The sequence below is a fragment of the Microcoleus sp. D3_18a_C4 genome (assembly GCF_036702415.1).
Lineage (GTDB): Bacteria > Cyanobacteriota > Cyanobacteriia > Cyanobacteriales > Microcoleaceae > Microcoleus.
Genome location: NZ_JAUBTI010000040.1, coordinates 44364 through 52837 on the forward strand (window position 1 = coordinate 44364; position 8474 = coordinate 52837).

Annotated in this window: 10 protein-coding genes; 4 read left to right on the top strand and 6 right to left on the bottom strand. The window is 46.1% G+C overall.

All coding sequences use genetic code 11. The annotated features are described in order from the left end of the window. Nucleotides 1–130: 130 nt before the first annotated feature. Nucleotides 131–1186, top strand: coding sequence for a WD40 repeat domain-containing protein (locus QUB16_RS18315; protein WP_333318188.1), 1056 nt, complete (start codon nt 131–133; stop codon nt 1184–1186). Nucleotides 1187–1383: 197 nt separating this feature from the next. Here QUB16_RS18315 and QUB16_RS18320 read toward each other — a convergent pair whose 3' ends face one another. Continuing rightward, nucleotides 1384–2220, bottom strand: coding sequence for a metal ABC transporter permease (locus QUB16_RS18320; protein WP_333318190.1), 837 nt, complete (start codon nt 2218–2220; stop codon nt 1384–1386). 127 nt (nt 2221–2347) lie between these two features. On the opposite strand from QUB16_RS18320, the gene QUB16_RS18325 reads away from it, so the two are divergent. Then, nucleotides 2348–2596 (top strand): hypothetical protein, encoded by a 249-nt coding sequence (locus tag QUB16_RS18325; protein WP_333318192.1) that lies wholly within the window; start codon nt 2348–2350, stop codon nt 2594–2596. A gap of 156 nt (nt 2597–2752) precedes the next feature. On the opposite strand, the gene QUB16_RS18330 is transcribed toward QUB16_RS18325, so the two are convergent. Continuing rightward, nucleotides 2753–3472: a metal ABC transporter ATP-binding protein gene (locus tag QUB16_RS18330; protein ID WP_333318194.1), complete on the bottom strand. Its 720-nt coding sequence runs from the start codon at nt 3470–3472 to the stop codon at nt 2753–2755. Nucleotides 3473–3562: 90 nt separating this feature from the next. Here QUB16_RS18330 and QUB16_RS18335 point away from each other — a divergent pair, with 90 nt between their 5' ends. Continuing rightward, entirely contained in the window at nt 3563–4639 is a 1077-nt protein-coding gene (locus tag QUB16_RS18335) for a metal ABC transporter solute-binding protein, Zn/Mn family (RefSeq protein ID WP_333318196.1), read from the top strand. 272 nt (nt 4640–4911) lie between these two features. Here QUB16_RS18335 and QUB16_RS18340 read toward each other — a convergent pair whose 3' ends face one another. Both QUB16_RS18340 and QUB16_RS18345 read right to left on the bottom strand, forming a co-directional pair. Then, nucleotides 4912–5172 (bottom strand): DUF7219 family protein, encoded by a 261-nt coding sequence (locus QUB16_RS18340; protein WP_006631574.1) that lies wholly within the window; start codon nt 5170–5172, stop codon nt 4912–4914. A 289-nt stretch (nt 5173–5461) separates the two neighbouring features. Next, the gene (locus QUB16_RS18345) at nt 5462–5629 is read right to left on the bottom strand and encodes a metallothionein (protein WP_333241518.1); all 168 of its coding nucleotides are present in this window, start codon (nt 5627–5629) and stop codon (nt 5462–5464) included. A gap of 146 nt (nt 5630–5775) precedes the next feature. Between QUB16_RS18345 and QUB16_RS18350 the strand changes: the two genes are divergently transcribed. Beyond that, the gene (locus QUB16_RS18350; protein ID WP_333318198.1) at nt 5776–6183 is read left to right on the top strand and encodes a metalloregulator ArsR/SmtB family transcription factor; all 408 of its coding nucleotides are present in this window, start codon (nt 5776–5778) and stop codon (nt 6181–6183) included. Nucleotides 6184–6306: 123 nt separating this feature from the next. On the opposite strand, the gene QUB16_RS18355 is transcribed toward QUB16_RS18350, so the two are convergent. Beyond that, nucleotides 6307–6504: a heavy-metal-associated domain-containing protein gene (locus tag QUB16_RS18355; RefSeq protein WP_333318201.1), complete on the bottom strand. Its 198-nt coding sequence runs from the start codon at nt 6502–6504 to the stop codon at nt 6307–6309. A gap of 425 nt (nt 6505–6929) precedes the next feature. Next, nucleotides 6930–7790, bottom strand: a complete 861-nt coding sequence (gene aroF, locus QUB16_RS18360; RefSeq protein ID WP_333318202.1) for a 3-deoxy-7-phosphoheptulonate synthase — start codon at nt 7788–7790, stop codon at nt 6930–6932. Nucleotides 7791–8474 lie beyond the last annotated feature (684 nt).

An 8474-nucleotide genomic window follows, 5' to 3' on the forward strand; every position in this document is an offset into this window, starting at 1 on the left:
AAGATGAAAATTCATCTTTTGTGGAATGGAACAGGCAAGATGCCTGTTCCACAAGATGAAAATTCATCTTTTGTGGAACGGGCATCTTGCCCGTTCTTAAGAAGAGTACAACATCTCAGATTCAATAAATATGGGTAGCAAAAAGACAAATAAAAGTGAACAAACCCTAGCAATTCATGCCGAAGCAATGCTGTCTGACTACGTAACTGCTGTTACTTGGTCGCCGGACGGCACAACTTTAGGAGTCTGTTCTGCTGCGGGCGAAGTGATGCTGGCGAAAGTAGGGGCAGTTAATGAATTGTCCTTGCAAACGCTACAAAGTGCTACGGAGAAATCAGCCGATTGCTTGTCTTTTTCCCGCGACAGCCAATTCCTAGCTGCGGGCGGACAAGATGGAAAAGTGCGAATTTGGCGCGTTAATTCTGGGGAATTAATGGCTGATTTGGATAACCAGCGCGTCTGGGTTGATAAGTTAGCTTGGAGTCCCAACTGCAACCAGTTAGCTTTCAGTATGGGCCGCTACGTTCAAGTCTGGAATGCTGAGGATAATGTTGTTGAAGTAACGCTGAATTTCGAGTCATCATCTATCCTTGATTTAGCATGGCATCCGATGGTTCAATATCTGGCAGTTAGCGGCTATCAAGGTGTCAAAGTTTGGCATGGTGAAGACTGGGACGAAGACCCGGAAATTTTATCAGTACCCTCCGCAACAGGTGCAGTTTCTTGGTCGCCACAAGGGGAATATTTAGCTTGCGGCAATATGGACAATACTCTAATTGTTAATGAATGGGGTAATTTTGAACCGTGGGTAATGCAGGGTTTTCCTGGGAAAGTTCGGCAGTTAGCTTGGTCGGATAAAACTAATTCCTTGGGTGCGCCTTTGTTAGCTGCTGCGAGTTCTGAAGGGATTTCAGTGTGGGAAAAACACGCTGATGAAAGTGTCGGTTGGGATTCTTGGGGGTTAGAAGTGCATGAAAATGTGGTAAATGCGATCGCCTTTCAACCTAGCACATTTTTATTAGCTTCCGCATCCGCAGACGGTCAAGTTTGTTTGTGGTACGAAGCAGAACAATTGCTGCAAATTCTAGAAGGTGCAGAGGGCGGTTTTTCCTGTCTGGCATGGCATCCCGAAGGCCAGTTTCTCGTCGCTGGTGGCTGTGGAGGCGAATTGCTGGTTTGGTCATAAATCTATGCGCGGCCAAGGGTTCGGGCGGCGGTAAGTTCGCATAACGGGCGCACCAGTTTGACCAAAACATAAACAATTGAAAACTTTAGGACTTACCCACGGGTATCCAGAAACCGGGTTTTTCGAGCGTATACTTCGTTGCAGACTGCATCGAGTAAAAAACCCGGTTTCTAAGCGTCGAAGTGCGTCCTGGAGTGTTATCCTCTCTTTCTGGTCAAAATCCCTTGAGTGGGACTGAACAGCAAAGCTACTAAAAATAACCCAAAAACAACTAATACAATTGCCGCACCAGACGGCATATTCCAATAATAGCTGAGATACATACCAGTTACGCTAGCTGTAATTCCAATAATAGCTCCTAATCCCATCATTAAATGTAGCTCTTTTACCAACAAATACGCCGTTATTCCCGGCCCGATTAACAGCGAAATTACTAACAACGCCCCCACAGTTTGCAAACTCGCAACAATCGTCAGCGTAATCGCCGAAATCATCCCCAAATAAATCCAGTTTACAGGCAAACCGCAGGCTTGCGATCCCAGGGGGTCAAAAGTATAAAATAGCAGTTCTTTATAAAACATTTTAACGGTCGCCAAAATTATCAAAGTTATGACAAAAGTCTGCTGCACGTCAGCAGGCGCAACTGACAAGATATTCCCGAACAGAAACCCGTCTAAGTCTAATTTGGTTGTCCGCAAGAGGCTAATCAGCGTGATGCTAAGTGCTAAAAATGTAGATAAAATTAATGCCATCACAGCATCAATTTTTAGGCGCGATTGTGATTGAATCCACGCCATAATCCCGGCGCTGATAATTCCCGATATAAACGCGCCGATCGAAATATTGAAACCTAAATAAAAAGCCACCGGCAATCCGGGTAATACTGAATGGGCAATCATGTCAACCATCATTCCCATTTGCTGTACAATTAAATAGGAGCCAACAACGGCGCAGAGAATTCCTAGCAAAACGCCGACGGCGATCGCATTTCGCATGAACTCGAATTTGAGGGGCTCAATTAGCAAATTTAACATTGAATTAGGTCAATAATAGGATTTTTTCAACTACAATCCACTTCACAGGCGGGACGCCCGTGCCACAGTCAATTAATTGCACAGGCAAGATGCCCGTGCCACAATTAATTGCACAGGCAAGATGCCCGTGCCACAATCCACTTCACAGGCGGGACGCCTGTGCCACATTCAATTAATTGCACAGGCGGGACGCCTGTGCCACATTCAATTAATTGCACAGGCGGGACGCCTGTGCCACAATCCACTTCACAGGCGGGACGCCTGTGCCACAATCCACTTCACAGGCGGGACGCCTGTGCCACAATTAATTGCACAGGCGGGACGCCTGTGCCACATTCAATTAATTGCACAGGCGGGATGCCTGTGCCACAATTAATTGCACAGGCGGGACGCCCGTGCCACAGTCAATTAATTGCACAGGCAAGATGCCCGTGCCACAATTAATTGCACAGGCAAGATGCCCGTGCCACAATCCACTTCACAGGCGGGACGCCTGTGCCACAATCAATTTTAAAGATAAATCTTTTTTTGGTTACGCTGACACTAAACTTAAATCGTATCCATAGGCTTTTTGAATATTGGCGGCGGTGAGGACTTCCCGCCAGGAACCAGTCGCAATTAACTGCTTGTTGAGCAATAATAAATTGTCGTACTGTTTTAAAGTTTTGCCTAAATCGTGGCTGATTACTAGCAATGTTTTATTTTCGGCTTTAAGTTCGGCAAAAATATCGAAAATAATTTCTTCTGTTGCTTTGTCGATCGCGTTAAAAGGTTCGTCGAAGAAGAATAAATCGGCTTGTTGGGCGATCGACCTCGCTAAGAAAATCCGCTGCTGCTGTCCGCCAGACAGTTCGCCAATTTGCCGATCGCGCAAATCCCACATTCCTACCCGCAGTAAAGCAGCTTTTACCAATTCTTGCGACTGCTTCGAGGGACTGCGAAACCAACCAGTCTGGACGGTTCGCGCCATCATCACCGCATTCCACACCGTAATCGGATAATCCCAGTCAATTTGCGATCGCTGCGGCACATAAGCCACCCGCGACAACTGTTGCTTCAGCAGTCGCCCCTGATATTTCACCAAACCCCGACAGGCCGGGATCAATCCCAGCATCGCTTTCACCATCGTGCTTTTCCCCGCGCCGTTGGGGCCGAACACACCGGTTAATTGTCCGGGATCTAACTGGAAATTCACGCTGTTGATGGCCGAGATTCCTCGATAATTGACAGCTAAGTCTTGCACTTCTAACATAATCCGAGATTTTGAGAACGATTCTTGTTCGTAGCTACTACAATAGGATAACTCGAAAAAGCAATAACGATTATCGTTCCAAAGGTGAAAATGTTAAAGAACTGGGCTGGAAAAAGCGGCAGATTGTGCGGTGCGGCTGTTTTGGCAATTGGCTGCGGACTGGTTGGGTGCAGTGGAGGGCAGAACGCAACCAATCCGGTGTCAGAGAGTCCGGCCGCGACTCAAACTCAAGCCAGTCCCGCCGCCAACTTGCCCAAAGTCGTCGCCACGACTGGCGTTATCTGCAACCTAACTAGAGAAATCGCTCAAAGTTCGATCGACACCACCTGTCTAATTAAGCCGGGAGACGACCCCCACGCCTATCAAACCAAGCCGGAAGACCGCAAAGCGATTGAAACGGGCAATCTGATTTTATACGGAGGCTACAACCACGAACCAAGCATCATTAAGTTAATTGAATCTAGCAGTAATTCCGCACCCAAAATCGCCGTCCACGAACTCGCCGTTCCCAAACCCCTGATGGGCGAACACGAGCACGAACACGGCGAAGAGAAAGCGGAAAACAAACCCCATGCAGAAGGCGAAAAAGTCCCTGACCCTCACGTTTGGCATAACCCTCAAAATGGCATCCGTATGGTAGAAACTATTCGCGATGAATTGATCAAAGTTTCCCCCACGAATGCTCAACTTTATACAAAAAATGCAGCAAGCTTAACAGATGAGTTGCAAAAAATAGATACTTGGATAAAAGCTCAAATTGCGACTCTTCCACCAGAAAAACGCAAGTTAGTAACAACTCATGATGCTCTGAGTTACTATGCCGATGCTTACGGTTTGGAGATGGCTGGAGCTTTGCAGGGTGTGACGACTGAGGAACAGCCCACCGCCGCAAGAATTGCCGAATTGTCCTCAGAAATTAAGACCGCAGGAGTGCCGACAATTTTTGCCGAAACTACAACTAATCCGAAGTTGATGGAGACTGTGGCGAGGGAGGCAAATGTCAAAATTTGGGACAAAGAACTTTACAGCGACGAGTTGGGCGGCCCCGGCACGGGTGCTGATACATATCAGGGAATGCTGAAAACTAATACTTGCGCGATTATTTCTGGCCTCGGTGGCAATTGTACTTCCTTTGCCGGAGAAACTGCACCCAATTCCAAACCCTAGACTTTCTAAAGTTCGCCTACTAGCAACCACCTTATATTTCAAGAGGGTTCAGTTAAGCTTGATCCCCCCTAACCCCCCTTAAAAAGGGGGGACAAGAACTTACTCAAAGTCAACCCCTACTCCCCTTCTTAAGGGGGATTTAGGGGGATCTCCGAGGAATAAATAGTTTTAACCCAAGCGTATTGCCTTACATTTGTTGGGTACGCAGCAAAAAGCAGCGCTGGCAATCGCAGGGGTTTTCGATTGCAAACGCTGCGTTGGCTGCGATGACTTTAAGGTGAATTTTGCTCCTCGGTACTGGGGGGTTTTTGGCCAATTCCCAATTGTTTCTTAGAGGATTTTAAGTCTTTCCAAAGCATCTTAATATCTTTATAGGCTTTCTCAGCGCTAATTTTCCCCCCTGTTTCCAGCGAGCAAATATAAGTTATTTTTTGAGCAAACTCCTGCAAGTTGGCATTAAACGCCAAGTTTTCTGGCGTGAAATCACCGTAGTAGCGATTGCGAGGATGTAAAAAATCTTCCCGCTCTTTCATTGCCCCCTCCTAATTAAACTTTTGGTATTCAACTTTTGGTTCGGTCTCTGCTGTTAATAGCACTATTTGTACTCAGTATCGCGGCGCTAACTTGCTTCTATTGTATTGCGTAAGTAGCAGTTGTGCTTTTTGGCTCTGTATTTAGTCTATTAATGCAGTCTTAACCTTAAGTTAGCTTTATTTTAACTTTTCTTTAACCTAAAAGCAAAAAAATTGGGAAATGCGCGGTTCGCATCTCCCTTTAGATATATTTGGCAGTTGGTGATTAATCTTTTGTGAAGCCGAATATTTATTTGTTGCACTCGCAGCCGGTGTGGCCGCAGCCTTGGCCGTTGGGGTGCCCGTTAGCGCAAGCACTGGAACAGTATGTTTTGCCGTCTTTTTCAATGGCTTCGCTGGGGCTGACCACGCACGAACATGAAGGACAGGCACATTTTGTTTGGGTGGCGGTAGTCATTTGAGCTTCTCCTGGTGGGGTTGTTTATCTCTACTAATATCTGAACACATATTCAGATATTAGTCAAGGGAATGTAAAAGTTTTGTTACAAAAGGTTTGTCGATCGCACTAAAATGAAAATGAGAATTAAAACTAGCCGGGAAAAGATGTCACCCAACTCTGCTGTTAATGGAGCGATAAGTCAGCCTCCCGCACAAAACGATACACCAATGTGCGATCGACCGCACTTGGTTGACAGTGTGCGGGCCGGGGACATCCAAACACAAGTTCTCAACACCGCAAAAGCTCAGCGGATGGCTGAGTTTTTCAGTCTTTTGGGAGATGCGAATCGGCTGCGGCTGCTGTCGGTTTTGGCAAAACAAGAACTGTGCGTGTGTGACTTAGCTGCGGCGTTGAGTATGAGCGAGTCAGCAGTATCGCACCAGTTGCGGGCATTGCGGGCGATGCGGTTGGTAAGTTACCGCAAGGTTGGGAGACAAGTTTTTTATAGTTTACTCGATCGCCACGTTTTTGAACTTTACCAAGCCGTCGCCGAACACTTAGACGAAGAATAATCTTTTGGGCATTGGGCAAACAGGGCATTGATAATGGATTTAAAATTCTGTAGGGGCGGCTTTTACGAATAATCTCGGCCTAAGATTAATAATCTGGTAAACCCGCCCCCCCCCAACTAGATATTAATCTTGGACGGTGTGGCCTGTCACCACCACCGCCTGTTTAATTGATTCTTCAGAAGCTTGAGCCTCAACCGTAACAGTCTTAGCTGCGACATCCACATTGACAGTAGCTTCGGAGTCAACAGTTTTGATGGCTTTGGTAATTGTATCACCGCAGCCGGAACAGACGATCGAGGGAACGTTAAGTAGTATTGCCATAATTAAGCAAAATTTCGTAGATGACAGTATTATTTTTTATTTTAATCTAAATTCGTGAAACACGCGCTTTCCCCGATTCCGGCAGGGGTTTAAACCCCTGCCTCAAAGCTCAATTCGGTTAAAACTGATATGTTGCACCATTCTCAATTAGCCTTTTATGAACAGGCAAGATGCCTGTTCCACAAGAAAATCTACTCTTTGTGGAACGGGCCGGAGAGCCCGTTCTTGAGAATGGTGCAAGATGTGAGTTAAAACTGATATGTTGCACCATTCTCAATTTATGAACAGGCAAGATGCCTGTTCCACAAAAGATAAATTTTATTGTGGAACAGGCATCTTGCCTGTTGCTGACAATGGTGCAAGATATCGGTTAAAACCGAATGTAGAGTTTGACGTTAAAAATTATAGATTATTTCCTACTAATATCACTTCAAACTTAATACCTCAGAGTGCACATTAATATCGGGTATGCAGCGGCCAACGGCGGCGGCTACAGGCCGCAAACTCGCAACTAAATCAATCATATCTGGTAAAGAAAGAGCTTGCCGCGCGTCAGAAACGGATTTTTCCGGTTGCGGGTGACATTCAATAATTAATCCGTCTGCACCGCAAGCAACCGCTGCTTTGGCTAGTGGTGCGACTAATTCTCGCTTGCCGACGGCGTGAGAAGGGTCTACTATTACTGGCAAATGAGTTAACTGTTTCAGTGCTACGACTGCACCTAAATCTAATACATTCCGCGTGTAATTGTCGAAGCTGCGGATGCCTCTTTCGCAGAGAACTACATCAGGATTTCCGTGACTGAGAATGTATTCGGCGGCCATCACAAATTCTTCGATTGTGGCTGACAAGCCGCGTTTTAGCAGGACTGGTTTTCCGGCTTGACCGATCGCCTTTAGTAACTCGAAGTTTTGCATATTCCGACTGCCTAGTTGCAGCATATCAGCATAGGTGACAACTGGATCGATTTGGGCGATCGACATTACCTCTGTCACCACGGGTAAACCGTAACGCCGGCTGACATCGGCTAAAATTTCCAGTCCCTCAATTCCCATGCCTTGGAAAGCATAGGGAGATGTGCGAGGTTTGTAGACTCCGCCTCGCAAAGCTTGCACGGATGCGGCGGATAGTTGGCGGGCGACTGTTTCCATTTGTGCGGAACTTTCGACGGTACAGGGGCCACCGATGATTAATAATTCTGTGCCGCCGACTGAGACTGTTTCTGAGAGTTTGACAATTGTTTGGTGTTCGGGATGAGATTTGGTGACGAGTTTGGCTTCTAACATGAGGGAATTTTCCTGGGAAATTTAAGTGGGTGGTTGACAACAAAAAACCCGGAACTTTTAAGAGTTCCGGGTTGGTGCGAAAAGACAGCGCGACAATTTACCCAGAACTCTTGTTGGGCCAAAAATAAAAGCTGTTGTACCAGTTACTAAATAATGTCATTGCTGTTTTCGCTTGTACTCGATTGGTTGTTGGGGAAAGAAGTAGAAAAAACAAAACCGCAGGTGTTAATCTGCGGTTCGCCCGGATGTTCACAGTGAATTGTAAATTCACTCCGGGCGAACTTGGGGGTACCAAAAATAAAAATAGCTGTTGGCTGTGAACTTGGCTGTGAACATAGCTGAAGTGCTGCGATTTGTGGGTTAAACACAATACTATTCGATAACCTAGCACAGACTGGTAGCAATGTCAAGCATTTTTTTGCAAAATGTATGGAAACGGCAATGGCGTTTAAGTCGCAATACGGTTCAGTTAAGGAAAATTGTAGCGAAAATGTTGGGTTTCTATTTTGAGAAAAAGATTTGTAGGGGCGGGTTTCACAAACAATCATCGTCAATAATCCACAATCTCGTAAACCCGCCCCCACCCAACGGTAAATCGATATATACGTTTGGAGGATGGGATGAAATCAAGGTTCATGTAGGTTATTGGTGGGGTGGGGCGGGTTTATTTAGATTGTTTGTATT